We start from the raw sequence: 24,242 nt of genomic DNA, 5'->3' as shown, positions 1-24,242 counted from the left end.
ACAAGACAATCTCGCCGCTCACGTGGTGCAGTATTCCACCGGCGTTCTCACAGCGGCAAACCACGCCTGCATCCCAACACCATTGCCGATATCTTAGGCAGTGCGGCAGAAGTTTGTGTGCTTGCGAAAAGTGATGGTGCCACGATTCACAATCCTCCGAAGATCCCTTGCATTGGTGGGCTCACCGCACCCGAAGACCGAGACCCAAAGGGGCGCTACATCAGCTTCGAGGAGATTGGTGCGCTGATCGAAGCATGTCGTAGACCTCACATGTTAGACCTTCTGCTGCTCGATATTGGATGCGGCGGCCGCATCGGTGCCGTCGCCGACATGAAAGGGAAGAAAGTCAGGATGGATCTGGGGGCTATCGATCTCCTGGGAGAGGGTTTTATTGAAAAAAATCGCCGCAAGAAAACTCCGATTGTACCGATCACCGGCCCCATGGCCCGAATTCTTACTCGCCTGACGGATGCACACGGTGATGAATTCCTAATTCGATCCTCAGACGGAGCGCTCGCTGTTGGTTCTCGAAACTGGACGCAGATGATACAGCGCCTGGTCAAGAGATCGGGTATTGATAAGAATCTGAAAAAAGGTGAGGTACGGGCTAACTGGTATTCGATCCGCCGGACATTTGCCGATTGGCTTGATGAGCGAGTAAGCGATGCCGCTATTTCCGCGGTCATGGGGCACTTCGATATTTCAGCTCGAACAAGGCGCCAGTTATTCGACGCTGGGAGTCCGACAACAGATCTATATAAGACCAAGAAACTGAGCCCGGTGCTCGAAGTAGCAGATGTTTTGGAGCGTGAATGGTGGCCTTCTATTCAGCCGTTTACGATTGTAAACCTTAGTTCAGACGTGGTTCAACTGATGCGCACTGATGCAGCGGAGTGAGATATGACTATAAAAATATGGATGCAACAATCAAAGGTGACACACGTGCATGACGTGCAGATTACTCGCGAGTCTCCCAACTACAGGATCGGCTAACCTATGACACCTGCTGCACGGGTGGCTGCCGCCATCGAGATACTAGATATGATCGGAGATGGCCTGCCAGCCGAGCAGGTTCTCACGCGCTGGGGGCGGGGTAACCGCTTTGCCGGTTCCAAAGACCGCGCTGCCATCCGCGATCACGTGTTTGACGTTTTGCGGGTGCGGCGCTCTGCGGCGTGGCTTGGCAATGCAGCCACTGGCCGTGGGCTGATGATAGGCTTGCTGCGCTTGAAAGGGGTTGATCCTGCGATGCTTTTCACTGGTGAAGGTCACGCGCCGGCCCCGTTGATGGAACATGAAATCCCGCTCCCCGAAGGCAAAATGCCTGAGGCGGATGCATGGAATTTGCCGGATTGGTTGACGGAACGTTTTGCTGAAGGTTTGGGCGATAAGGCCGCTGACACAGCGCAGATGCTACAAGGTCGTGCGCCAGTGACGTTGCGGGTAAATACTGCAAAAAAAAATATCTCTGATGTAATCCTCATGTTGAAAGAGACGGGCGTCGAGGTCGAAAAAAACCCCCTTAGCCGTACCGCTTTGACAGTGGTTGAGGGCAGTCGGCGCATTCGCAACGCCCCTGCCTATATCGACGGTTTTGTCGAATTTCAGGATGCCAGCAGTCAGGCGGTTGTCGATGCCTTGCCAAAGGCTGCTCGCGTGCTTGACTATTGCGCAGGCGGTGGCGGCAAAGCGCTGGCGATTGCCGCCCGCGGCGCCGATGCGGTTTTCGCCCACGATATCGATGTTGCGCGGATGCGCGATCTGCCACTGCGCGCTGCTCGGGCCGAGGCAGAGATCACCCAGCTTGAGGGCAGCGATCTGGCTCAATTCGGGCCATATGATCTGGTTCTCGTGGATGCACCATGTTCCGGCAGTGGCTCTTGGCGGCGCGCGCCAGAGGCGAAGTGGCTTTTGACGCCAGAGAAACTCGCTCAGACCATGGCTTTGCAGGACGGCATCCTTGATGCAGCGGCTGCGCTTGTCGCCGAAGGCGGCACGCTGGTTTACGCCACATGCTCGATCTTGCCGGATGAAAACCAGCAGCGTGTCGCTGCGTTTCTGGAGCGTCATAGCGACTGGCGTTGCACGTGGGACAAGACCCTTGATGTGAGTGATTTGGGTGACGGTTTCTACTCCGCGCACTTGACGCTCAGCAAATAATCGCCAAAGTTCAACCCTTATGTGAATAGCGGCTGTCATTGCCGTCTTCGGTTAATGGGCGGTTAACCCTTCGGGCCAAGAGTAATGCCTATGATTCGGGACTGCGTTCCGAAAGTGCTGGGAGGGTAGTTATGCATCGGAAAAAGGGCACCTGGCTTACGGAACGGGTGGTTTTAGTGACTCCTCAACATTTGGGGGTCGTTTGCGTATTGGCGTCGGTCCTTGGCGTGTTCTCATGGGGCGTGCTTGATGGACCGGCGCGGCTGGCGCTAGGTGCGGCAAGCGTCAGCCTAGTTTGTGTCTGTGCGGCGATGGTGATGCTGCGTGTCGGGCACCAAATGGCGCAGGAGCGCAGCCATCATTCAGTTGCGCATTTTGTCACCAATGACAGTGCTCCGAGTTTTATTACCCGTCAGGACGGTCAGATTGCTTTCGCCAATCCTGCTGCCGACCACATATTCGGTGTGACCAAGGACCGAACAATGGCCTCGGTTTTGGCAGACCGGTTGGGGAACCCCGGTTCGGTGCTCTTTCGGTTGCAATCACGGGCAGAAACCAGCGGCGCCGCGCGCGAAGAGATTGTGACCAACAGCGGTCAGATCCTGCTTGCTGTGCATGCGATCGGGACTGAAGGGTTTGCTTGGCGGGTTGAACCGCAGAACGCGCAAGCCGCTACTGCAGGCATGACCGGCGATACGCGAATTCTGCCGATGTTGATGGTCGGACGCAGCGGGGCGATCTTGTCGATGAACCACGCGGCGCGGCAATTTGTCGGGATGAGAAGCAAATCTCTGGACGATATCTTTACCGAACAAGTGGTTGTTCCCGGCACGGTGATGCAGGTGGCCACAACTACTGGAAGCAAACCAGCATTGATTGCCCAAACGGACGCGGGTGCAGGGCGCTCTGCTTTATATTTCTTACCGCCACCGGCTACAGGAGAAGTGTTGCCAAATCCAGATTGGCAGGTTTTTCAGGATATGCCGATACCGATGATCAAGATCGCTCCTGATGGGACGGTCCAATCATTTAACAAACGGGCGTCAAAGCTGATTGGCGTAGTTCTGGAGGAAGGGGCGCATTTATCCGCGCTCATGGAAGGGTTGGGCCGGTCTATCTCGGATTGGCTTGAAGATACTTTGGCGGGCAGGCTGGTGCAAAAGTCAGAGTTTTTGCGCCTGACACGTGGGGATCGGGAGGCGTTTGTTCAGGTAACGCTGAACCGTGTCGAAGAGGATGGCACGCCGGCTTTGATCGCTGTGCTGCATGACGCAACCGAGCTTAAGTCACTTGAGGCGCAGTTTGTTCAAAGCCAGAAAATGCAGGCGATCGGACAGCTTGCCGGTGGTGTGGCCCATGATTTCAACAACTTACTTACGGCGATTTCAGGTCACTGTGACTTGCTGTTGTTGCGTCATGATCAAGGTGACAGCGACTATAGCGATCTTATTCAGATCAACCAAAACGCCAATCGCGCTGCGGCGCTTGTGGGCCAGTTACTTGCATTCTCGCGCAAGCAAACGTTGCGACCGGAAACGCTTGATATGCGGGACACGTTGGCTGACTTGACCCATTTGCTGAACAGACTGGTGGGGGAAAAGGTAACTCTGACACTAAGCCATGATCCGGTTCTCCAACCCATCCGTGCGGATAAGCGGCAGTTGGAACAGGTTTTGATGAACCTTGTTGTGAATGCCCGCGATGCCATGCCCACAGGTGGCGAAATCCGGATTGTGACGGAGTGTACCCATCTCAGCGGTCCAATGTCACGCGATCAAGTTACCGTCCCAGCCGGAGAATACGTGACCATCAAAGTCAGTGATGATGGCGTCGGGATCGCGTCCGACAAGTTGCAAAAAGTGTTTGAGCCATTTTTCACGACGAAGCGAACAGGTGAAGGGACCGGCCTAGGGCTTTCAACGGCTTACGGCATTATCAAACAAACGGGTGGTTATATTTTTGTGGATAGTCGCGAAGGCGTTGGAACCTGTTTCACCCTGTATTTCCCCGTGCTTGTACAGACGGACAAAATTGAAAAACCCAAAATGGAAGAGGCCAGCCCAGTCGTCCAAACTGCACCAAAAGGTGGCGTGATCCTGCTGGTCGAAGATGAAGCGCCAGTGCGCGCATTTGCCAGCAGGGCGTTGCGGTTGCGCGGCTATATCGTGCTAGAGGCGGAGAATGCCGAAGCCGCGCTGGAAACACTAAAGGATCAGGATCTCAAGATTGATGTCTTTGTGACCGATGTTGTCATGCCTGGCTTGGACGGGCCAAGTTGGGTGCGCGAGGCACTCAAGATGCGGCCGGGTGTCAGGGTGGTGTTCGTATCAGGCTATGCCGAAGACAGTCTTGGAGAAGCTCAAAAGAAGATTCCCAATTCAGTATTTCTGCCCAAGCCATTCTCTTTGAACGATCTCACGGAGACCGTTAATAAGCAACTCCACTAATCGTGCGGAATACTGTCATATTGGGCAAACTCTTCAGCGAATTTCCGGCGGAACCGCTCTTCGGTGTCTGACGATAGCGCGACCTCAATCGTAGGAGAGACGTTTTCCCGAGCCAGAGAAAGTTTTACATCCAGACGATCTTCTAGGAATTTCTGTAGGCGAGGCTGATCCTCATACCTGAACAAATGCGTAACTCCCGTGCCGTTCGGCTGGCGCTCAAGGAATTTCAATTGGCTTCCAACTTCCGCGAACCCGGGGCGCTTACCCTGCATGTAGGCAAGCACGAATTCATCGAAGGTGATTCCAAATGTATTGTTAGGTTTGTCCTTCATGAACGGGCGCTGCCGATACCTGTACCAGCTACTGAGCCAGCTCACTGGATCACGCATAACCGCCATAAGTTCCATTTCAGCATCGCAGACATTCAGAAACATCGGCCGGATGAATCGGTTGTATCGATAGACCGGCGCATGCTTTAGGAGCGGCGGATCGCTGATTACCATATCAGCCCGACCGGCAAGTGCGGTTTGATAGGCAGTCGTGCCGGTCTTGGGTACTGATAAGAACGCAAGGCGTTCCTTAAAGAAAACAAGCATCTAGGCCCTCCATCTAGACGCAGCATACAAACTGCCTGCGGCATAAACAACTTCTTAACCAATAGCCCACAAAGATGGACTAGTAATAATTCGATTGAAATGTTCTGCATTTGTACCCATAAGAACATTTATAGAACATAACCGCATTGTGATTGGGGCGATTGCCGCCACCGTCACCCTGTGACAGTAAGGGAAGAACCCAAATGGCAACGGCAGATCTTTTGAATATGGATAAGAAATCAGCGGACAAACAAAAAGCGCTTGATAGCGCTCTGGCGCAGATCGAGCGGCAGTTTGGTAAAGGCTCAATTATGAAGCTTGGAGCGGAAGGCGCGATACAGGACATCACGTCTTCTTCCACTGGCTCTCTTGGATTGGACATTGCACTGGGCATTGGTGGCTTGCCGATGGGGCGGATCATCGAGATCTACGGCCCTGAATCGTCAGGTAAAACAACGCTCACGTTGCACTGTATTGCTGAACAGCAAAAAGCAGGCGGCATCTGCGCCTTTGTGGATGCCGAGCACGCGCTTGACCCCCAATATGCAAAAAAGCTTGGCGTAGACATTGACGAACTCCTGATTTCGCAGCCCGACACGGGTGAACAGGCGTTGGAAATCACCGACACGCTGGTGCGGTCCGGTGCCGTGAACATGGTCGTAGTGGATTCGGTTGCTGCTCTGACGCCTAAGTCGGAACTTGAGGGCGAGATGGGCGACAGCTCGGTCGGGGTGCAGGCGCGTCTGATGAGCAAAGCGATGCGCAAGCTGACCGGCTCGATCTCGCGCTCTAACTGTATGGTGATCTTCATCAACCAGATCCGGATGAAGATTGGCGTTATGTTTGGCTCACCCGAGACAACAACCGGTGGTAACGCGCTGAAGTTTTACTCATCCGTGCGACTGGATATCCGTCGGATCGGCTCCATCAAGGACCGCGATGAGGTCGTCGGCAACCAGACCCGCGTGAAGGTTGTCAAAAACAAGGTCGCCGCGCCGTTCAAGCAGGTCGAGTTTGATATCATGTACGGTGAAGGCATCTCGAAGATGGGGGAGTTGCTGGACATGGGCGCGAAAGCCGGTGTCGTGGATAAGTCTGGCAGCTGGTTCTCCTACGGGGATGAACGGATCGGGCAGGGGCGTGAGAACGCGAAAAATTACCTGCGTGAACACGAAGCCATGGCGAAAGAGATAGAAGATAAAATCAGGGCCTCGCACGGGCTTGATTTCGACGGCTCTGAAAAGATCGACGACCCCAGTATTCTGGACGATTGATCGTCCGAGTTCGACTATGAACCTGAAAAAGGGTGCGTGCCATGCGGCGCGTGCCCTTTTTTGATGTGCCGCCTGTGGACAGCAACCTAAGCCAGCGTTATCTCAACAAAAGACTTTCGCCCGCTCAAAGGATGGACCCCATGAAGACGCTCAACGAAATCCGCTCGACCTTTCTCAACTATTTCGGAGATAATGGTCACGCGATTGTGCCATCCAGCCCGCTGGTGCCGCGGAATGATCCCACGCTGATGTTCACTGCTGCCGGCATGGTGCAGTTCAAGAACCTTTTCACCGGGGTCGAGACCCGCGACTATAGCCGCGCGACGACGGCGCAGAAATGTGTGCGCGCTGGCGGCAAGCACAATGACCTCGACAATGTCGGCTATACCGCGCGGCACCATACGTTCTTTGAGATGTTGGGTAATTTCAGCTTCGGCGATTATTTCAAAGAAGATGCCATTCCGCTGGCGTGGGACCTGCTGACCAAGGTGTTTGGCATCGACGCCTCGCGCTTGTTGGTGACCGTCTATCACACTGACGACGAAGCTGTTGCGATCTGGAAAAAGCACGCAGGCCTCAGAGATGACCGGATTATTCGGATCGCAACCGATGATAACTTCTGGTCGGCCGGCCCCACAGGCCCTTGCGGTCCCTGCACCGAGATTTTCTATGACCACGGCGATCACATCTGGGGCGGGCCTCCCGGCTCTCCTGATGAGGACGGCGACCGTTTTGTCGAAATCTGGAACCTCGTATTCATGCAATACGAGCAGTTCGAGGATGGCACGCGCCGCGATTTGCCGAACAAATCTATTGATACAGGCATGGGGATTGAGCGGGTCGCGGCCTTGCTGCAGGGCACGAACGACAACTATTCCACTGACCTGATGCGCAGCCTGATCGAAGCCTCGGCAAATGCTTCCAGCACGGACCCTGACGGCCCAGGCAAGACCCACCACCGTGTTATTGCAGACCACTTGCGCTCGACTTCATTCCTGATGGCCGATGGTGTTATGCCCAGCAACGATGGCCGTGGCTATGTGCTGCGCCGCATCATGCGCCGTGCAATGCGTCACGCGCACTTACTGGGTGTCCAAGATCCGCTGATGCACCGTCTGGTACCAGCGTTGGTGACCCAGATGGGTCAAGCCTATCCGGAACTGGGGCAGGCGCAAAGTATGATCGAACAAACCCTGTTTCAGGAAGAGACCCGCTTCCGCCAGACGTTGGACCGTGGTCTCAAGTTGTTGGACGACGAACTGGTGAACCTGCCAGAAGGTGCTGAACTGCCGGGTGCCGCCGCGTTCAAGCTGTATGACACCTTTGGTTTCCCGCTTGATCTGACACAGGATGCGCTGCGCGAAAAGGGCCGGACCGTTGATACTGCAGGCTTTGACAGCGCTATGGCCGAGCAGAAAGCAAAAGCCCGCGCGTCTTGGTCCGGTTCGGGTGAGGCCGCAGATGCCGCGATCTGGTTCGATGTGGCTGACAAATCTGGCCTGACAGAGTTTTTGGGCTATGACACCGAAACCGCCGAGGGCAAGATCGCTGCGCTTGTACAGGACGGCAAGGCAGTCGCTGAAGTGGGCGCGGGCCAAGAGGTGCAGATCGCCCTCAACCAAACGCCTTTCTATGCCGAGAGCGGTGGGCAGTTGGGTGACACGGGTATCATCCGCACAGATACTGGCACCGCACGGGTGACCGATACGCGCAAAGCCGCTGGCGTCTTTATCCACTTTTCAAAGGTGGAAAAAGGCAGCATTACCAATGTGCAATCAGCGGTTCTTGAAGTGGATCACGCGCGCCGCACGGCAATCCGCGCCAATCATTCTGCCACGCACCTGCTGCACGAAGCCCTGCGTCACGCGCTTGGGGATCACGTCGCGCAACGTGGCTCGCTCAATGCTCAGGACCGTCTGCGGTTTGACTTCAGTCACAATGATGCCGTCAGCGCCGAGGAGATGTCGCGCATCGAGGCAGAGGTGAACACCTATATCCGCCAGAACTCACCTGTTGAGACGCGGATCATGACGCCGGATGACGCGCGCGGACTGGGCGCGCAAGCGCTCTTTGGTGAGAAGTACGGGGATGAAGTGCGTGTTGTTTCGATGGGCCGTCAGGACGGTTCTGGCAAGGGCACAGATGGCAGCACCTATTCACTTGAACTCTGTGGCGGTACCCATGTGGCACGCACGGGCGACATCGGTGCATTTGTCATGCTGGGTGATGGTGCCAGCAGCGCAGGCGTGCGCCGGATTGAGGCGCTCACAGGTGAGGCCGCAATTGCCCATCTGCGCGCTCAGGATGATTTGCTGGTCCGCACCGCGCTTGAATTGAAAAGCCCTGCCTCCGCTGTGCCAGAGCGCGTTCGCGCCCTAATGGATGAACGCCGCAGCCTTGCCAATGAAGTGGCCCAGTTACGCCGTGAACTTGCCATGTCCGGCGGCGCTAGCGCCCCTGAAGCACGTGAAATCAATGGCGTAGCGTTCCATGCGCAGGTGCTGAGCGGGATCACTGGCAAGGATTTGCCTGCTTTGGTTGATGAGCATAAGTCGCGCTTGGGTTCCGGTGCAGTGTTGCTGATTGCCGATACAGGTGGCAAGGCCGCTGTGGCTGCGGGCGTGACAGCTGACTTGACTGCACAGCTTTCTGCTGTGGATATCCTGCGTGCCGCTGTGGCTGAGTTGGGTGGCAAAGGCGGCGGTGGCCGTCCCGATATGGCGCAGGGCGGTGGTGCTTCTGCGGACAATGCCGAGGCTGCGATTGCAGCCGCTGAAACCGTTTTGAAAGGATAATCCCCATGGGAGCACTTTGGATCGCCCACGTCACAGTCACAGACGAGGAAGCCTACAAGAAATACGCCGCCGGTGCGACTGTCGCAATTGCAGATCACGGCGGCGAGTTCATCGCCCGTGGTGGTCGCTTTGTTCAGCTTGAGGGCAAAGAGCGGCCGCGCAACGTGGTTGCCCGTTTCCCAGATGTGGAAACCGCAGAACGTTGCTATCACTCTGCCGCTTATCAGGCGGCGTTGGAGCATGCAAAAGGCGCGTCAGAGCGTGAATTGATGATCATCGAAACCAGCGAGTAAGCTCGCGGCGCGGCGTCATCTCTTTGATGCGCCGAACGGATCGCTAGATACAAAAAAGGCGCTCCAATCAGGAGCGCCTTTTTCCGTTTAGGCTGACTTTGACATCCGCTTGCGTTCATGCGGATCAAGATAACGCTTGCGCAGGCGGATCGCGTTTGGCGTTACTTCCACCAGCTCGTCATCGTCGATGTAAGCAATCGCTTCTTCAAGGCTCAGCGTGATAGGCGTGGTCAGGCGGACCGCTTCGTCTGTACCGGAGGCACGGACGTTGGTCAGCTGTTTGCCTTTCAGCGGGTTAACTTCCAGATCGTTCTCACGGCTGTGCTCACCGATTACCATACCCTGATAAACGTCAGTTTGAGCGCCGATAAAGAACTTGCCACGATCCTCAAGCTTCCAAAGGGCGAAGGACACGGATACACCATTTTCCATCGATATAAGAACGCCTGCACGACGGCCTGGGATCTTGCCTTTGTGCGGAGACCAGCTGTGAAAGACGCGGTTGATGACGCCTGTACCGCGTGTATCGGTCAGGAATTCACCGTGATAACCGATTAGACCGCGAGAGGGTACGTGTGCGATAATGCGCGTTTTGCCTGCACCTGCTGGCCGCATCTCGACAAGTTCACCTTTACGCACGCCAGTAATTTTCTCGATCACCGCGCCGGAATATTCGTCATCTACGTCGATCGTAGCTTCCTCGATGGGCTCATGACGCACACCGTCGATGTCTTGGAACAGAACCTGCGGACGTGAGATCGAAAGCTCAAAACCTTCGCGGCGCATGTTCTCGATAAGAACACCCATCTGCAATTCGCCACGGCCAGCAACCTCAAAAGAGTCGCCGCTAGGGCTGTCAGTCACTTTGATAGCAACGTTGGATTCAGCTTCTTTCATCAGACGATCGCGGATCACGCGCGACTGTACTTTTTTGCCGTCACGGCCCGCCAGAGGGCTGTCGTTGATGCCAAAGGTCACGGTAATCGTCGGTGGATCGATAGGCTGTGCGGGAATTGCGTCAACAACCGACTGCTCGGCAAGCGTATCGGCAACGGTCGCTTTGGACATGCCTGCGATGGAAACGATATCACCTGCTGAGGCCACTTCGATCGCGGTTTGGTCCAATCCGCGGAAGGCAAGAATTTTGGTGGCGCGGAAGTTCTCGATCAACTTGCCGTCACGTGACATGGCTTTAATCGTCTGACCTGCTTTCAGCGTGCCGGATTCGACACGACCTGTCAGCAGACGACCCAAGAATGGATCACCGCCCAAAGTGGTGGCAAGCATCGTAAACGGCTTATCTGTGTCTTTGATCTGCGCAGGGGCAGGGACGTGCTTGAGAACCAGCTCAAACAGCGCTGTCAGGTCTTTGCGCGGACCCTCCAGTGTCATGTCGGCCCAGCCGGAACGGCCAGAAGCATACATGTGCGGGAAGTCCAGCTGCTCGTCAGTTGCATCAAGGTTTGCAAACAAGTCGAAACATTCGTCCAGCGCGCGATCAGGCTCGGCATCGGATTTGTCGACCTTGTTGATCACAACAATCGGGCGCAGGCCCAGCTTGAGCGCTTTGGATGTCACGAATTTGGTCTGTGGCATCGGGCCTTCGGCCGCATCCACGAGCAGAACAACACCGTCAACCATAGACAGGATGCGCTCTACCTCGCCGCCAAAGTCGGCGTGGCCGGGCGTGTCAACGATGTTGATGCGCGTGCCATGCCACTCGACCGAAGTCGGCTTGGCAAAAATGGTGATGCCGCGCTCGCGCTCCAGATCGTTGCTGTCCATGGCGCGCTCGGTGGTCGCCTGGTTTTCACGATAGGTGCCGGATTGTTTCAGAAGTTCGTCCACCAGCGTCGTCTTGCCGTGGTCAACGTGTGCGATGATTGCGATGTTGCGCAGGTCCATTTGGATTACCTTGTCTCAGGGGATTGAGCGCCTCTACCGTGCATCCGCAGCAAAGGCCAGCAAAAAACCCCCTAGAGCTCAACGGTGCGGGTTTCCGCTACGTTAATGTGGCGCTGCTGCTGAAAATAGGTGGATTACGGCGATGCCGCCAATAATCATTCCCATGCCTGCAATCGCGGGCAGATCCAGCTTTTGATCAAATACAACCCAGCCGATGGTCGCTATTAGCAGAATGCCCAGACCGCTCCATAGCGCATAGACGATGCCAACAGGCATGGTGCGCAGGGTGATCGACAGCAGATAGAACGAAATACCATAGGCGAGCACGACCAAAACCGACGGGCCGACGCGTGTGAACTGCTGGCTGGCCTGTAGCGCTGTTGTGCCGATGGTTTCGGCCAAAACTGCAAGGGCAAGGATCAGATAGACGGGCATTGCGGACGCCTTTCACAATGGGAGTTGCGCAGTTTCCTTGATCTCTTCCATAACAAAGCTGGCAGAGACATCAGAAAGCGGGACGCGGGCAATTAATCGCTGATACAGTTGATCATATCCAGCCATATCGGCAACCCGCGCGCGGATCAAATAGTCCAGATCACCGCTCATCCGGTAGACACCCTGTATTTCTGGCATGGCTTTAGTGGCGGTTGAGAATTTCTTGAGCCAGTCGGGCGCATGGGCGTTGGAGCGGATCTGCATGAAGACAGTTAGCCCAAGCCCGAGCTTGCGCGCATCCAGTGTGGCAATGCGGCCAGTGATCACGCCGGCCTCTTCCAGCGCGCGAATGCGGCGCCAACAGGCATTGCGCGACAGACCGACATCGGCGCCCAATGTATCCAGCGACTGGCCGGCGTCGCGCTGCAATGCGTTCAGGATTTTGCGGTCTATTGTGTCAATGTTATTCATTTTAGAAGTATCTTGGGAGATAATCCCAAGATCAATGGGTCGAGGGTAATCTTTGGGATAAATGTACAGCTTTGACGGGGTAGGATGCCCAAATAGCCAAAACACAAGGAGCAGCCATGATCACCCGTATCTTTCTAGAGCACCCCGCAAAGGTTGATGAGACTTTTCTGGAACACATGGCTTTTGCCAGCAAGTTCGCATGCAAGCTGTTTCTGGCCGGAGGTGCCGCGTTCGTTCATGCGATAATCCCTTGTCTGTTTGAGAAAACAGCCAGTACGATCATTGCCGATCTTTACGCCAAAACCCATAACCGGGGCGCGTGAATGTGTCGTTGGGCTGCGTGGCTCGGAGAGCCGCTGTTTATTTCTGAAATTCTCTGCGCTCCCGCCCATTCGCTCATCCACCAGTCGCGCGAAGCGTCAAAGTGCAAGACCGCGATCAATGCCGATGGTTTCGGGCTGGCGTGGTACGGCGAGCGTCCCGAGCCGGGGCTGTACCGTGATGTCTATCCCGCTTGGTCTGATCCAAATCTGCGCAGTATCGCGCAGCAGGTCCGCTCGAGGCTGTTTATGGCACATGTGCGCGCTTCGACCGGCACAGCCACAAGCCGCAACAATTGCCACCCCTTCTTGCAGGGGGCGTGGTCTTTCATGCACAACGGCCAGATTGGTGGCTTCGAGGGCTTTCGCCGTTATGCCGAGCAGTTGATCCCCGATGACCTATATCCTAACCGCAAAGGCGCGACCGATAGTGAGGTGCTGTTCCTGATCGCCAGCGCATTGGGGCTGGACGCGGCACCGCAGGCCGCGATGGAGCAAGCGGTGGCCATGCTTGAGAAGATGCCGGCAGAGCGTGGGTGCGGGCCGCATGTGCGCTCTACGGCTGCTTTCACGGACGGGCGCGCGCTTTATGCCGTGCGCTACGCCTCTGACGCGTTTGCGCCATCGCTGTTTTACCAATGGTCGGATGCTTGGCAGGGCTGGGCTGTGGTGTCTGAGCCTTATGATGCCGCCGCAGACAGCTGGATTGAGGTGCCAAAGGGCAGTTTCTGTCGGTTTGAGGGGCGCGATTGTGTGATAACGCAGTTCGTGCCAGTGGCCCGTACGCAAGAGCTGCGTAAATCAGCCTGAGCCGCGTTTCAGGTGGCGATGTAGCGGTCGCGGCGGTGGTTGATCGTGATGATCAGATTCAGCACAACCGCCCCGATCAGCGAGTATCCCACGACCGACAGTGGCAGGATGAACAGCGCGACGCCAAAGATCACCGCATCAAACATAAGCTGTACCCAGCTTGCGCGAAAACCGGTGGTATCCTGCACGATCAGCGCGATAACACCCAACCCGCCAAGTGAGCCATTATGCCGGAACATCGCCAGCAATCCGAAGCCGACCAATGCGCCAAAGGCAACTGCGGCGAAGACGGGATTGGGATCTGTGATCGTGAAGTAGTCTGGCAGCATCTCGGTCACGATGGACAGCATTGTCACGCTGACCAATGATTTTAACGTGAATGCTGCGCCCAATCTGCGCCACGCCAAAAGGTAGAAAGGCAGGTTGACCGCGAAAAAGGTGACGCCAAAGCTGTATCCGGTCAGATAAGACAAGATGACGGCAACACCGGCGGTTTGTCCCGTCACAAGGCCAGCTTGTGTCAGCAGATGCACACCAAACCCGCAAAGGAACACGCCAAGAGACAGTCCCTGGACATCATCAAGCATCGTGTGATCGGGTTTTGGGTCAGCGATATGCATGGACAGTCATTTGGGGCGGGGATGCTGACCTTCCAATCCCTCGACAGCATTTCCCAACGTCAGCGGCGGACTTGGCTGAAAGTTCAGGCCACTGGGGTCCGAGCTGCCCAAAACTTCGGCGTGCCGAGGATAAACGCAAAAGGGCCGCATCTTAATGCGGCCCTCCGTTTCGTGATCTAGCTGGATTTAGCCTTTGAGCGCCTTGTTCAGGTTCTCGTCGACCTTCACAAGGAAGCCCATCGTGGTCAGCCAGCCCTGATTCGGACCCACCAACAGGGCAAGGTCTTTGGTCATGTCGCCAGATTCAACTGTATCAACAACTACCTTTTCCAGCGTCTCGGCAAAGTTTGTCAGTGCGGTGTTTTCGTCCAGCTTGCCGCGGTGCTTCAGGGCGCCGGTCCACGCGTAGATCGAGGCGATGGAGTTGGTCGATGTCTCTTCGCCATTCTGGTGCTGGCGGTAGTGGCGCGTCACGGTGCCGTGCGCGGCCTCTGCCTCGACAGTCTGGCCATCTGGTGTCATCAGCACTGAGGTCATCAGACCAAGCGAGCCAAAGCCCTGTGCTACGGTGTCGGACTGAACGTCGCCGTCGTAGTTCTTGCAGGCCCAGACATAACCGCCGTTCCATTTCATCGCGCATGCAACCATGTCGTCGATCAGGCGGTGCTCATAAGTGATGCCCGCTTCTTTGAATTTGTCTGCAAATTCAGTCTCATAAATATGCTGGAACAGCTCAAGAAAGCGGCCGTCATATTGCTTGAGGATCGTGTTTTTGGTAGAAAGATACACTGGCCAACCCTTGGTAAGACCATAGTTCATGGAGGCGCGCGCAAAATCGATGATGGATTTATCGAGGTTGTACATCGCCATCACCACACCAGAATCTGGTGCGTCAAAGACTTCGTGTTCGATTTCGGTGCCGTCTTCACCAACAAATTTAATGGTCAGTTTGCCTGCGCCCGGAAATTTGAAGTCGGTCGCGCGGTATTGGTCACCAAAGGCGTGACGGCCCACAACAATCGGCTTGGTCCAGCCGGGTACAAGCCGCGGAACGTTCTTACAGATAATAGGCTCGCGGAAAATCACGCCGCCCAGAATGTTGCGGATGGTCCCGTTGGGGGAGCGCCACATCTTCTTGAGGCCGAATTCTTCAACGCGGGCTTCATCGGGGGTGATGGTCGCGCATTTGACGCCCACGCCGTATTTCTTGATCGCTTCCGCGGAATCGATGGTAATTTGGTCATCGGTGTCATCGCGGGCCTGAATGCCCAGATCGTAGTATTTCAGATCAATATCAAGGTAGGGCAGGATCAGTTTCTTCCTGATGAAATCCCACATGATGCGTGTCATTTCGTCGCCGTCAAGCTCGACGACGGGGTTCTCTACCTTGATCTTGGTCATGGGCAATCCTTTGGCTAGGGGCTTATTTACAGGCCGTTTAGCGTATATCTATCAAATGGGGAAGTCAGTATACGATGGTATACCGTTTGCATTTTACTGTTTGCGCCGCTCGGCGAAATAGCCGGCAATATTCTCACTGGCAAAGGCCCACAGGCCTGGCGCGCCGATTGCGATCTTGGAGCCTACGCGTTTGGCGATCGTCTGCTCATCGACATTATACTCTACCCAACTGCCGCCACCTGACATGAGGTTCTGCATCGGTGGCTGGAACCGGTCGAGCGATTTGGCAAATTGTGCGGAGGGGCTTTGCGCGGCTTCAAACTCTTCCCAGATAGCGCGCAGGCTGTCTCGCAGATCATCGGGCAGAAGGCCGAATATCCGGTCCGCCGCTGCCTGCTCTTTTGCCGCCATATCGCTGGCGTCATAAGTGCCGAATATGGGGTTATCGCCTGCATCAATCTCTACAAGATCGTGCAGGATCAGCATTTTAATCACGAGGGTGATATCAACGTCAGCGTCTGCCTGATCCGATAGGACCAGCGCATAAAGCGTCAGATGCCAAGAATGCTCAGCCGAGTTTTCATAGCGCGACGCATCGCACAAAGTGGTGCCGCGAATGATCTGCTTGAGCTTGTCTGCCTCGTTAAGAAAGGCAATTTGCTGCTCAAGCCGATGGGTCATTCGGAAGCGGTTGCGCGGTGGCGCTTAAGCTTGGCCGCGAGGAAGGCGCGGCCTTTCTGTTCTGCCATCCGTGTGCGGATCGCTGTAAGAAACGCTTCTTCAAGAGTTTGGGAGGAGGCGCCCAGCACATCGCCTACTTCCATGAACAAGCGGTCCTCGCCGGTCTCTTTCTGAACGGCAAGGCATTCTTCGGCCAGCATGTTGGCCATTTTCAGGACGGCGTCATCTGCCATTAGCGTGTGTTCTCCGTCAAACGGCGGCGGACGTATTCGGTTGTCGAATCAATCAGCGTATCCATATGCGGCTCTTCAAAGAAGTGGCCTGCACCCTCTACCTCTTGGTGAGTTATGGTGATGCCCTTTTGTTCGTGTAGCTTGTTCACCAAATTGACCGTATCAGCGGGCGGTGCCACGCGGTCGGCGGTGCCGTTGATGATCAGGCCAGACGCCGGGCAGGGCGCAAGGAAGCTGAAGTCATACATGTTGGCCGGTGGTGAGACAGAGATGAAGCCGGTGATCTCGGGGCGGCGCATCAGCAGCTGCATGCCGATCCACGCACCAAACGAGAAACCTGCAACCCAGCAATGCTTGGAGTTGTTGTTCATCGACTGCAGATAATCGAGCGCGGATGCCGCATCGGACAGCTCGCCAATGCCCTGATCGTATTCGCCTTGGCTGCGTCCAACACCGCGGAAGTTAAACCGCAATACTGTAAAGCCCATCTTGTAGAAGGCGTAATGCAGGTTGTAGACGACCTTATGGTTCATCGTGCCGCCGAATTGCGGGTGCGGATGCAGGACGATGGCAATCGGTGCGTCACGCTCTTTTTGGGGGTGGTAACGACCCTCTAGACGTCCTTCGGGTCCGGGAAAAATCACCTCTGGCATGCATGTACTCTCTTGCAGGGTTCAAAGGGTCAGATGATATTCTTGACGAAATCGGTCGGAAACCTTAGAACAGTTCTAATATGTGAATCCACATCAAGCGGATCGCGTCTGAGGGATGTAGGCATTTAGGCCAGCAAGGTCAATTAAAAGCCTTAGCTGAATAGGGAAGTGGCGATGAAGCTATCGACAAAAGGGCGTTATGCGATGGTGGCATTAGCCGATATCGCGCTGCAACCGGCCGACGCATTGGTTTCGCTTGGTGATATTGCTGAGCGGCAGCAGATTTCGCTTCCGTATCTTGAGCAGCTGTTCGTGAAGTTGCGCCGGGCAGAACTGGTGGCGTCCGTACGGGGGCCTGGCGGTGGCTATAGACTGGCCAAACCCGCCTCGGAAATCCGTGTGGTGGATATCCTTGCTGCGGTGGATGAAAGCGTGGATGCGATGCACAAAGGTGCTGGCGCTTCCGGTGGGGCGTCTGGCTCACGTGCGCAATCACTGACCAATCGCTTGTGGCAGGGGCTGTCGGCGCATGTCTATGTGTTTTTGCACCAGACGCGGTTGTCGGATGTGGTGAGCAACCAGATGACCCCTTGTCCAGCGGTGCCGAACCTCTTCGCTGTTGTGGATGAGTAGGGTGTTTGATTTGCGTATTTTTGGCCAAAAGATTTAGGCGGAGTGACCGTGGGCAGGGTTTACCTTGATCATAATGCGACCACGCCTTTGCGCGATGAAGCACGGGCTGCGATGATCGACGCGATGGATGTCGTTGGCAATCCGTCTTCGGTGCATGCCGAAGGGCGCGCAGCAAAGATGTTGATTGAGCGTTCACGTGCGCAGGTCGCAATGTTGGTTGGTTGCAAGCCGCAGCAGGTGATCTTCACTTCAAGTGCCACAGAAGCAGCCGCTCTTGCTGTGTCCCAGAAGGGGCGGCATGGCGGGATATTTGGTGCGCTGCCGACAGAGCATGATTGCTTGGCGGTTTGGAGCGATGCTGACCTGCCTGCCTTGCAGGACGGTGGACTGGACGCGCATGGGATGTCCGGTCTTTCGGAGGCTGTGAGTTCCCTTGCAGGCAAAGATTGGCATTCGGATCCGGGTCCGGTTGCGCTGCTGGCAATGTCAGCGGCCAACAGTGAGACGGGGATATTAGGCGGTGAAGGCAGAGTTGTCGGCAGTGGCCATGTTAATGATGGGCCGCGGTATTCAACGCTTTGCGATATCACGCAATTGGCTGGTAAGATGCCCGTGGTGTACGACGAGGTGACGCCGTCCTATGCAATTCTCTCAGCCCACAAAATGGGTGGTCCTAAAGGCGTGGGCGCGTTGATCAATTTCACTGCCGACGATCCGGAACCGATGTTGCGTGGAGGTGGGCAAGAGATGAACCGCCGCTCTGGGACGGAAAATATCATTGGCATCGCTGGTTTTGGCGCGGCGGCCGAGGCCGCGGGGCATGACGTTGCGGCGGGCAAGTGGGGTGAAGTGGCCAAACTTAGAAATATTCTAGAAAAGGCTATTGCGGCTGTCTCAAAACAGACTATTTTTGTCGGGAAAGCCGCTGCACGGTTGCCGAATACATCTTGCATGCTGACCCCCGGATGGAAGGGGGAAACGCAGGTGATGCAGATGGATTTGGCGGGCTTTGCGATCTCCGCAGGGTCTGCGTGCTCCAGCGGTAAGGTGAATGCCAGCAAAGTGCTGTTGGCCATGGGATATGACGAGGCTGAAGCCGCTAGTGCGATCCGTGTATCGCTGGGGCTTGAGACGACAGAAGAAGATGTAGTGCGCTTTGCCGATTCTTGGGGCGCGAAATTCGAAAAACACCAGATGCGGGCGGCATAAGCCCGACGCGAGAGGAAGATGACCTTGGATAATACAATCGTAAAAGACGGTGTAGATCAGGAAACAGTGGATGCGGTGCGCGAAGTTGGCGGCGCCTACAAACATGGCTGGTCCACTGATATCGAAATGGATTATGCGCCGCTGGGTCTGAACGAAGATATCGTCAAGCTGATCTCGTCAAAGAATGAAGAGCCTGAGTGGATGACCGAATGGCGCCTTGGGGCCTATGCACGCTGGCAGCAAATGCGGGAGCCTGATTGGGCGATGGTGGATTACCCCACGATCAACTTCCAGAACCAATACTACTATGCGCGCCCAAAAAGCATGGCCGTAAAGCCGAAGTCTTTGGATGATGTTGATCCCAAGTTGCTTGAGACCTACAAAAAGCTGGGTATCCCGCTGAAAGAGCAGGCTATTCTGGCCGGTGTCGAGGGCGCTGAAGAGATGTCTGATGCGCCGCGCAAGGTTGCTGTGGACGCGGTGTTTGACAGTGTCTCTGTCGGTACGACCTTTCAGGATGAGTTGTTGAAGGCCGGCGTGATCTTCTGCTCCATCTCGGAGGCGATCCGCGAACATCCCGAGCTGGTTAAGAAATACCTCGGCTCGGTCGTGCCGGTGCAGGACAACTTCTATGCCACGCTGAACTCTGCTGTCTTCTCGGATGGCTCGTTCGTCTATGTGCCGCCCGGTGTCCGCTGCCCGATGGAACTGTCGACCTATTTCCGCATCAACGCAGAAAACACCGGCCAGTTTGAGCGCACGCTGATCATTGCCGACAAGGGCTCATACGTGAGCTACCTTGAGGGCTGTACCGCGCCTCAGCGTGATGAGAGCCAGCTGCACGCAGCCGTGGTCGAGATAATCATCGAGGAAGATGCAGAAGTGAAATACTCCACCGTGCAGAACTGGTATCCCGGTGACGAGAACGGCAAGGGCGGCATCTATAACTTTGTAACCAAACGCGCCGATTGCCGTGGTGACCGTGCCAAAGTGATGTGGACACAGGTTGAGACAGGTTCTGCCGTGACGTGGAAATACCCGTCCTGCATCCTGCGCGGCGACGACAGCCAAGGTGAGTTCTATTCCATCGCAATCGCCAACAACATGCAGCAGGCCGATACCGGTACGAAAATGGTGCACCTCGGAAAGCGCACCAAGTCGCGCATCGTCTCGAAGGGCATCTCGGCAGGTAAGGCGCAGAACACATACCGTGGTCTGGTCTCCATGCACCCGAAAGCCAAAGAAAGCCGCAACTATACGCAGTGCGACAGCCTTCTGATCGGTGACAAATGCGGTGCGCACACTGTGCCGTATATTGAGGTCAAAAATAACTCCTCACGTGTTGAGCACGAGGCGACCACATCCAAAGTCGACGACGAACAGCTGTTCTATTGCCGCTCCCGTGGAATGGATGAGGAAGAGGCCGTGGCGCTGGTGGTGAACGGTTTCTGTAAGGACGTGCTTCAGGCGCTGCCGATGGAATTCGCCATGGAAGCACAAGCGCTTGTGGCGATCTCTCTCGAAGGTTCTGTGGGGTAACGGAGCGCTTGCTAACGAGGCAATCCTAAGCGTCCACACCACCATTCTGTGCCGTCAACCGAATCTGTGAAAGAAGACTGATGAAACCAACATTTCAACATCAAGAAGCGCGGGTGTTCAGCGTAAATGCTGCACGCGGTGTTCGTGATGTTGGGATGGCGTGGCTTTTGCGGAAGTTCTTTGTGCCGCTTTTCTTGTTTTTGGTCTGTGTGGTTGTAGCAGCCTATGCGGCGAATGGCATTCTCGCTGCGGTTCCTGCGTCTGTTGCGCTGGTTGCGTATCTGGTTTGGATCACAGGGATCTATCGCCGGAATTTTCTGAAGGGCGCTCCATTTTTGAGAAACCGTCAGGGCCTGATCAACACAGAGAGTGCAAAATGACAAAAATTATCAAAGAAACAGGCATTGCTGCCGTCGTCTATTTCGCGCTCAGCTTTGGCTTGGGTTTCGGAATTGACGAAGGCGATGGCTGGCCGGAGGCTTTGATGTCAGCGGCGATCTTTTCCGGATTCTACTTTGTCGTAGGGCTTTTGATCCTTTGGTATAAGAAGCGCAATTCATGATCCTTACTACTACAAATAGCGTCGAAGGACGCCCGATAGCGGCATACCATGGCATCGTCGTGGGCGAAGCTATCATGGGTGCCAACATCGTGCGCGATCTGTTTGCGCGGGTCACGGACATCGTCGGCGGCCGCTCTGGCCAGTACGAGAACAAGCTGCGAGATGCCCGTGAAGCGGCGATGCGTGAGCTGGAAGATGATGCACGTGCAAAAGGTGCGGATGCAGTTGTGGGGAGTGATATCGACTACGAGATCATCTCGGATTCGATGATGATGGTGTCGGTCTCTGGCACAGCGGTGAGCCTGAGCTGATGGCAGGCGTTGCTACCTCCAAACCCCTCCGCCTGCATTGGTGGAAGGCGGTGCCGAATTTCGGCGATGCGATCAATCCGTTGGTTGTTGGGCATGTGTCGGGGCGTCCGGTAACCCATATCGGGCCGCGCCGTGCGGATATGTTTGCGATTGGCTCCATGTTGCAGGTGGTCAAACGCAGCTTCAAAGAGCCGCGCGAGAGCGCTGAAAAGGTGTGTGTCTGGGGGACGGGATTGTTAAATCCTGTTTTCGGGCATAACTTCTTGAAACAGGTCGATCTGGCGCTGGTGCGCGGGCCGATTACAGCGGCGCTGCTGAAATGCGAGATGAAGCAGTTCGGCGATCCGGGGCTTTTGATCAATGACGTGCTGCCATTCGACGGCGCACGTCAGGATCGTATCGGGATTGTCCCGCATTTTACGCTGATGGAAGACCGCGATCTGTTGGCTTTTGTCGTGTCTGATCCGGCCTATATTTTGATTGACCCACGCGGTGATCCTGCGCAGGTGTGCCATGCCATTGCGTCCTGTTCGCATGTGTTTGCGTCCTCCTTGCACGGGCTGATCGTGGCGGACGCTTACGGCGTCCCGAACACATGGATCGAACCAGAGGGTCAGAGCTGGCTCAAATACCTCGACTATGCCGCATCGGTCGGGCGGCGTGACATGATCGCGCCTCAGTCACTGGATGAGGCTAAGGGGCACAAGAGTAGCCCCATCGACTACACCGACGGAATTAACGCCGCGCGCGAGGCCCTGTACAAGAGCTTTCCCGCGCGCCTGAAATCAACGGCCTGAGAGCCAAACATACACCGGCGCCATGCGCCAGACGGAACAAAAAAAGGAGCATTTCCATGCTGAGCATCAAAAACCTTCAGGTGAAACTGGAAGACGAAGACAAGCAAATCCTCAAAGGCGTCAATCTTGAGGTCGAAGCCGGTACGGTACATGCGATCATGGGTCCGAACGGCTCTGGCAAATCCACGCTGTCTTATGTGCTGTCCGGTAAGGGCGGCTATGAAGTGACTGGCGGTTCCGCCACTCTCGAAGACGTTGATCTTCTTGAGATGGAGCCCGAAGAGCGCGCTGCGGCGGGCCTGTTTCTTGCATTCCAATACCCTGTCGAAATCCCCGGTGTGGGCAATATGACATTCCTGCGCACAGCCGTGAACGCCCAGCGTAAGGCGCGTGGCGAAGAAGAAATGTCCGCCGCCGAATTCCTGAAAGTGGTCCGTGCCCGCGCCAAAGAGCTGAAGATCGATGCTGACATGCTTAAGCGTCCGGTCAACGTTGGCTTCTCCGGTGGTGAGAAAAAGCGTAATGAAATCCTGCAGATGGCGATGCTTGAGCCAAAAATGTGCATCCTCGACGAGACGGACTCAGGTCTGGATGTTGATGCGATGAAACTGGTGGCCGATGGTGTGAACGCTCTGCGCTCCGAAGGGCGCGGTTTCTTGGTAATCACGCACTATCAGCGCCTGCTGGATCACATCAAACCAGACGTGGTGCACATCATGGCGGACGGCCGCATCATCAAAACCGGCGGTCCTGAGCTGGCTCTTGAAGTTGAGAACAACGGCTATACAGATATCCTTGCCGAGGTGGTGTAATGGCAGACGCAGCAGTGAAATCTGATCCTACCGAAGCGATGATCGCATCGCTAACCATGCCCGAAGGGACATGGGCGGCACCGGCACGTGCGGATGCTTTGGCGCGTCTGCGTACAATGGGCTTGCCCCAGCGCCGCGACGAATATTGGAAGTACACACGCCCTGACACGCTCACGCAAATCGGCGCGCCGAAAGCGTCTGTTTTGACCAATGATGAAACGCCGATGTATGATGGCGTGGATCGGCTGAGCATCGTCTTTGTCGACGGTGTCTATGACGTGGAAGCTTCCGATGATCTGACCCTCGAAGGCGTGACCATTGAGCGGCTGGCAGCAGCCGACAGTGATTTGCACTGGGCCAAGAACCTCTACGGTGTGCTTGAGGCGCGGGGCCAGACCCCCGTTGAACGCCCCTTGGCCGCGCTGAACACAGCCTTCGCAACTGACGGCATCCTGATTCATGTCACAGGCAAACCAAGTAAGCCGATCAACCTGATTTATCGTCATGAATCAGATAGTTCTGATGCGATCTTGCATCACTGCATTAAGGTTGAAGAAGGTGCCGAAGTGACGGTGCTGGAAAATGGTCCCGCAGCAGCGCGCTTTAACAAAGTGATGGAAGTGGAGGTTGCCGACAACGCATCCTTCCACCACATCCGCGCCCAAGGTCGGGATCATGAACGGCGTGCGGCCACGCATATCTTTGCGCGTTTGGGGGCAGAGGCGGCGTTCCGCTCGTTCACCATGACGGTGAACGGTCAACTCACCCGCAATGACTGTGTGATCGAGCTTGTTGGCGATGACTCCATCGCTCATGTCGCTGGTGCCTGTGTTGGTGATGGTGATTTCCACCACGACGATACTGTCTTCATCACGCATGACGCGGTGAACTGCCAAAGCCGTCAGGTGTTCAAGAAGGTCCTACGCAACGGGGCGACAGGCGTTTTCCAAGGTAAAATTCTTGTAAAAGCCGGCGCTCAGAAAACGGACGGTTACCAGATCAGTCAGTCGCTGCTTTTGGATGGTGACAGCCAATTCCTCGCCAAGCCTGAGCTTGAAATCTACGCTGATGATGTGGCGTGTAGCCACGGCTCGACCTCGGGTGCGATTGATGAAGATGCGCTGTTCTATCTGCGCTCGCGGGGCGTTCCGACAAGCGATGCGACCGATCTGCTGACACTGGCGTTTCTGGCCGAAGCTGTAGACGAGATCGCGCATGAAGACCTGCGCGCAGACATGACCGCGCGCCTTGGTGCATGGCTCACGCGGCGCCGTAGCTGAGATGG

26 protein-coding genes are annotated in these 24,242 nt (G+C 55.7%); 17 read left to right on the top strand and 9 right to left on the bottom strand.

All coding sequences use genetic code 11. The annotated features are described in order from the left end of the window. The 3 genes from V7730_RS09990 to V7730_RS09980 all read left to right on the top strand — a co-directional run. On the top strand, positions 1–897 hold an 897-nt coding region (locus V7730_RS09990; protein ID WP_335747451.1), incomplete at its 5' end, for a site-specific integrase. Between the two features lie 99 nt (positions 898–996). Continuing rightward, on the top strand, positions 997–2,160 hold the full coding sequence (locus V7730_RS09985; RefSeq protein ID WP_335747450.1) for an RsmB/NOP family class I SAM-dependent RNA methyltransferase: 1,164 nt from the start codon (positions 997–999) through the stop codon (positions 2,158–2,160). A 131-nt stretch (positions 2,161–2,291) separates the two neighbouring features. Continuing rightward, positions 2,292–4,607 (top strand): ATP-binding response regulator, encoded by a 2,316-nt coding sequence (locus V7730_RS09980; RefSeq protein ID WP_443070204.1) that lies wholly within the window; start codon positions 2,292–2,294, stop codon positions 4,605–4,607. Here the strand turns inward: V7730_RS09980 and V7730_RS09975 are convergent. Next, positions 4,604–5,203 (bottom strand): gamma-glutamyl kinase, encoded by a 600-nt coding sequence (locus V7730_RS09975; RefSeq protein WP_335747448.1) that lies wholly within the window; start codon positions 5,201–5,203, stop codon positions 4,604–4,606. The genes V7730_RS09980 and V7730_RS09975 overlap by 4 nt on opposite strands. A 203-nt stretch (positions 5,204–5,406) precedes the next feature. Here V7730_RS09975 and recA point away from each other — a divergent pair, with 203 nt between their 5' ends. From recA to V7730_RS09960, 3 genes are all read left to right on the top strand, one after another. Beyond that, on the top strand, positions 5,407–6,477 hold the full coding sequence (gene recA / locus V7730_RS09970; protein WP_335747447.1) for a recombinase RecA: 1,071 nt from the start codon (positions 5,407–5,409) through the stop codon (positions 6,475–6,477). A 140-nt stretch (positions 6,478–6,617) separates the two neighbouring features. Continuing rightward, positions 6,618–9,272, top strand: coding sequence for an alanine--tRNA ligase (gene alaS, locus V7730_RS09965; RefSeq protein ID WP_335747446.1), 2,655 nt, complete (start codon positions 6,618–6,620; stop codon positions 9,270–9,272). A 5-nt stretch (positions 9,273–9,277) separates the two neighbouring features. After that, positions 9,278–9,565: a DUF1330 domain-containing protein gene (locus V7730_RS09960; RefSeq protein ID WP_335747445.1), complete on the top strand. Its 288-nt coding sequence runs from the start codon at positions 9,278–9,280 to the stop codon at positions 9,563–9,565. Between the two features lie 87 nt (positions 9,566–9,652). On the opposite strand, the gene typA is transcribed toward V7730_RS09960, so the two are convergent. The 3 genes from typA to V7730_RS09945 all read right to left on the bottom strand — a co-directional run bounded on the left by typA (position 9,653) and on the right by V7730_RS09945 (position 12,376). Further along, positions 9,653–11,470, bottom strand: coding sequence for a translational GTPase TypA (typA, locus tag V7730_RS09955; RefSeq protein WP_335747444.1), 1,818 nt, complete (start codon positions 11,468–11,470; stop codon positions 9,653–9,655). A 102-nt stretch (positions 11,471–11,572) separates the two neighbouring features. Next, positions 11,573–11,905 (bottom strand): DMT family transporter, encoded by a 333-nt coding sequence (locus tag V7730_RS09950; protein ID WP_335747443.1) that lies wholly within the window; start codon positions 11,903–11,905, stop codon positions 11,573–11,575. A gap of 12 nt (positions 11,906–11,917) precedes the next feature. Next, complete coding sequence (locus V7730_RS09945) at positions 11,918–12,376, bottom strand: Lrp/AsnC family transcriptional regulator (RefSeq protein WP_335747442.1); 459 nt, start codon at positions 12,374–12,376, stop codon at positions 11,918–11,920. A 116-nt stretch (positions 12,377–12,492) separates the two neighbouring features. Here V7730_RS09945 and V7730_RS09940 point away from each other — a divergent pair, with 116 nt between their 5' ends. Both V7730_RS09940 and V7730_RS09935 read left to right on the top strand, forming a co-directional pair. Continuing rightward, on the top strand, positions 12,493–12,699 hold the full coding sequence (locus V7730_RS09940; RefSeq protein ID WP_335747441.1) for a DUF6356 family protein: 207 nt from the start codon (positions 12,493–12,495) through the stop codon (positions 12,697–12,699). After that, the gene (locus V7730_RS09935; RefSeq protein ID WP_335747440.1) at positions 12,700–13,506 is read left to right on the top strand and encodes a class II glutamine amidotransferase; all 807 of its coding nucleotides are present in this window, start codon (positions 12,700–12,702) and stop codon (positions 13,504–13,506) included. 8 nt (positions 13,507–13,514) lie between these two features. Here V7730_RS09935 and V7730_RS09930 read toward each other — a convergent pair whose 3' ends face one another. From V7730_RS09930 to V7730_RS09910, 5 genes are all read right to left on the bottom strand, one after another. Continuing rightward, positions 13,515–14,126 carry a YitT family protein gene (locus V7730_RS09930; protein ID WP_335747439.1) on the bottom strand — a complete coding sequence of 204 codons (612 nt, stop codon included), beginning with the start codon at positions 14,124–14,126 and terminating at the stop codon, positions 13,515–13,517. 186 nt (positions 14,127–14,312) lie between these two features. Beyond that, the gene (locus V7730_RS09925; protein ID WP_335747438.1) at positions 14,313–15,527 is read right to left on the bottom strand and encodes an NADP-dependent isocitrate dehydrogenase; all 1,215 of its coding nucleotides are present in this window, start codon (positions 15,525–15,527) and stop codon (positions 14,313–14,315) included. 93 nt (positions 15,528–15,620) lie between these two features. Further along, complete coding sequence (locus V7730_RS09920) at positions 15,621–16,208, bottom strand: HD domain-containing protein (RefSeq protein WP_335747437.1); 588 nt, start codon at positions 16,206–16,208, stop codon at positions 15,621–15,623. Beyond that, positions 16,205–16,441, bottom strand: coding sequence for a hypothetical protein (locus V7730_RS09915; RefSeq protein WP_335747436.1), 237 nt, complete (start codon positions 16,439–16,441; stop codon positions 16,205–16,207). The genes V7730_RS09920 and V7730_RS09915 overlap by 4 nt, the downstream gene beginning before the upstream one ends. After that, positions 16,441–17,094 carry an alpha/beta hydrolase gene (locus V7730_RS09910; protein WP_260001075.1) on the bottom strand — a complete coding sequence of 218 codons (654 nt, stop codon included), beginning with the start codon at positions 17,092–17,094 and terminating at the stop codon, positions 16,441–16,443. Before V7730_RS09910 ends, V7730_RS09915 begins: the two co-directional genes overlap by 1 nt. 174 nt (positions 17,095–17,268) lie before the next feature. Between V7730_RS09910 and V7730_RS09905 the strand changes: the two genes are divergently transcribed. The 9 genes from V7730_RS09905 to sufD all read left to right on the top strand — a co-directional run bounded on the left by V7730_RS09905 (position 17,269) and on the right by sufD (position 24,237). Then, positions 17,269–17,727 (top strand): Rrf2 family transcriptional regulator, encoded by a 459-nt coding sequence (locus V7730_RS09905; RefSeq protein ID WP_335747435.1) that lies wholly within the window; start codon positions 17,269–17,271, stop codon positions 17,725–17,727. 48 nt (positions 17,728–17,775) lie between these two features. Then, a complete protein-coding gene (locus V7730_RS09900) occupies positions 17,776–18,936 on the top strand; it encodes a cysteine desulfurase family protein (protein ID WP_335747453.1) in 1,161 nt (386 codons plus the stop codon). Positions 18,937–18,960: 24 nt separating this feature from the next. Next, entirely contained in the window at positions 18,961–20,475 is a 1,515-nt protein-coding gene (sufB, locus tag V7730_RS09895; protein ID WP_443070203.1) for a Fe-S cluster assembly protein SufB, read from the top strand. 80 nt (positions 20,476–20,555) lie between these two features. Next, positions 20,556–20,855: a hypothetical protein gene (locus V7730_RS09890; RefSeq protein WP_335747433.1), complete on the top strand. Its 300-nt coding sequence runs from the start codon at positions 20,556–20,558 to the stop codon at positions 20,853–20,855. Next, complete coding sequence (locus V7730_RS09885) at positions 20,852–21,037, top strand: hypothetical protein (RefSeq protein WP_335747432.1); 186 nt, start codon at positions 20,852–20,854, stop codon at positions 21,035–21,037. Before V7730_RS09890 ends, V7730_RS09885 begins: the two co-directional genes overlap by 4 nt. After that, positions 21,034–21,348: a YbjQ family protein gene (locus V7730_RS09880; RefSeq protein ID WP_335747431.1), complete on the top strand. Its 315-nt coding sequence runs from the start codon at positions 21,034–21,036 to the stop codon at positions 21,346–21,348. Before V7730_RS09885 ends, V7730_RS09880 begins: the two co-directional genes overlap by 4 nt. Further along, on the top strand, positions 21,348–22,145 hold the full coding sequence (locus V7730_RS09875; protein WP_335747430.1) for a polysaccharide pyruvyl transferase family protein: 798 nt from the start codon (positions 21,348–21,350) through the stop codon (positions 22,143–22,145). The genes V7730_RS09880 and V7730_RS09875 overlap by 1 nt, the downstream gene beginning before the upstream one ends. 56 nt (positions 22,146–22,201) lie before the next feature. Then, the gene (gene sufC, locus V7730_RS09870; RefSeq protein WP_335747429.1) at positions 22,202–22,957 is read left to right on the top strand and encodes a Fe-S cluster assembly ATPase SufC; all 756 of its coding nucleotides are present in this window, start codon (positions 22,202–22,204) and stop codon (positions 22,955–22,957) included. Further along, positions 22,957–24,237 carry a Fe-S cluster assembly protein SufD gene (gene sufD / locus V7730_RS09865; protein WP_335747428.1) on the top strand — a complete coding sequence of 427 codons (1,281 nt, stop codon included), beginning with the start codon at positions 22,957–22,959 and terminating at the stop codon, positions 24,235–24,237. The genes sufC and sufD overlap by 1 nt, the downstream gene beginning before the upstream one ends. Positions 24,238–24,242 lie beyond the last annotated feature (5 nt).

It is taken from the genome of Sulfitobacter sp. (assembly GCF_036961165.1).
In the GTDB taxonomy this organism is placed as follows: domain Bacteria; phylum Pseudomonadota; class Alphaproteobacteria; order Rhodobacterales; family Rhodobacteraceae; genus Sulfitobacter.
The sequence above is the reverse complement of the archived record's forward strand: the minus strand, read 5'-3'. Positions and strand labels throughout refer to the sequence as shown.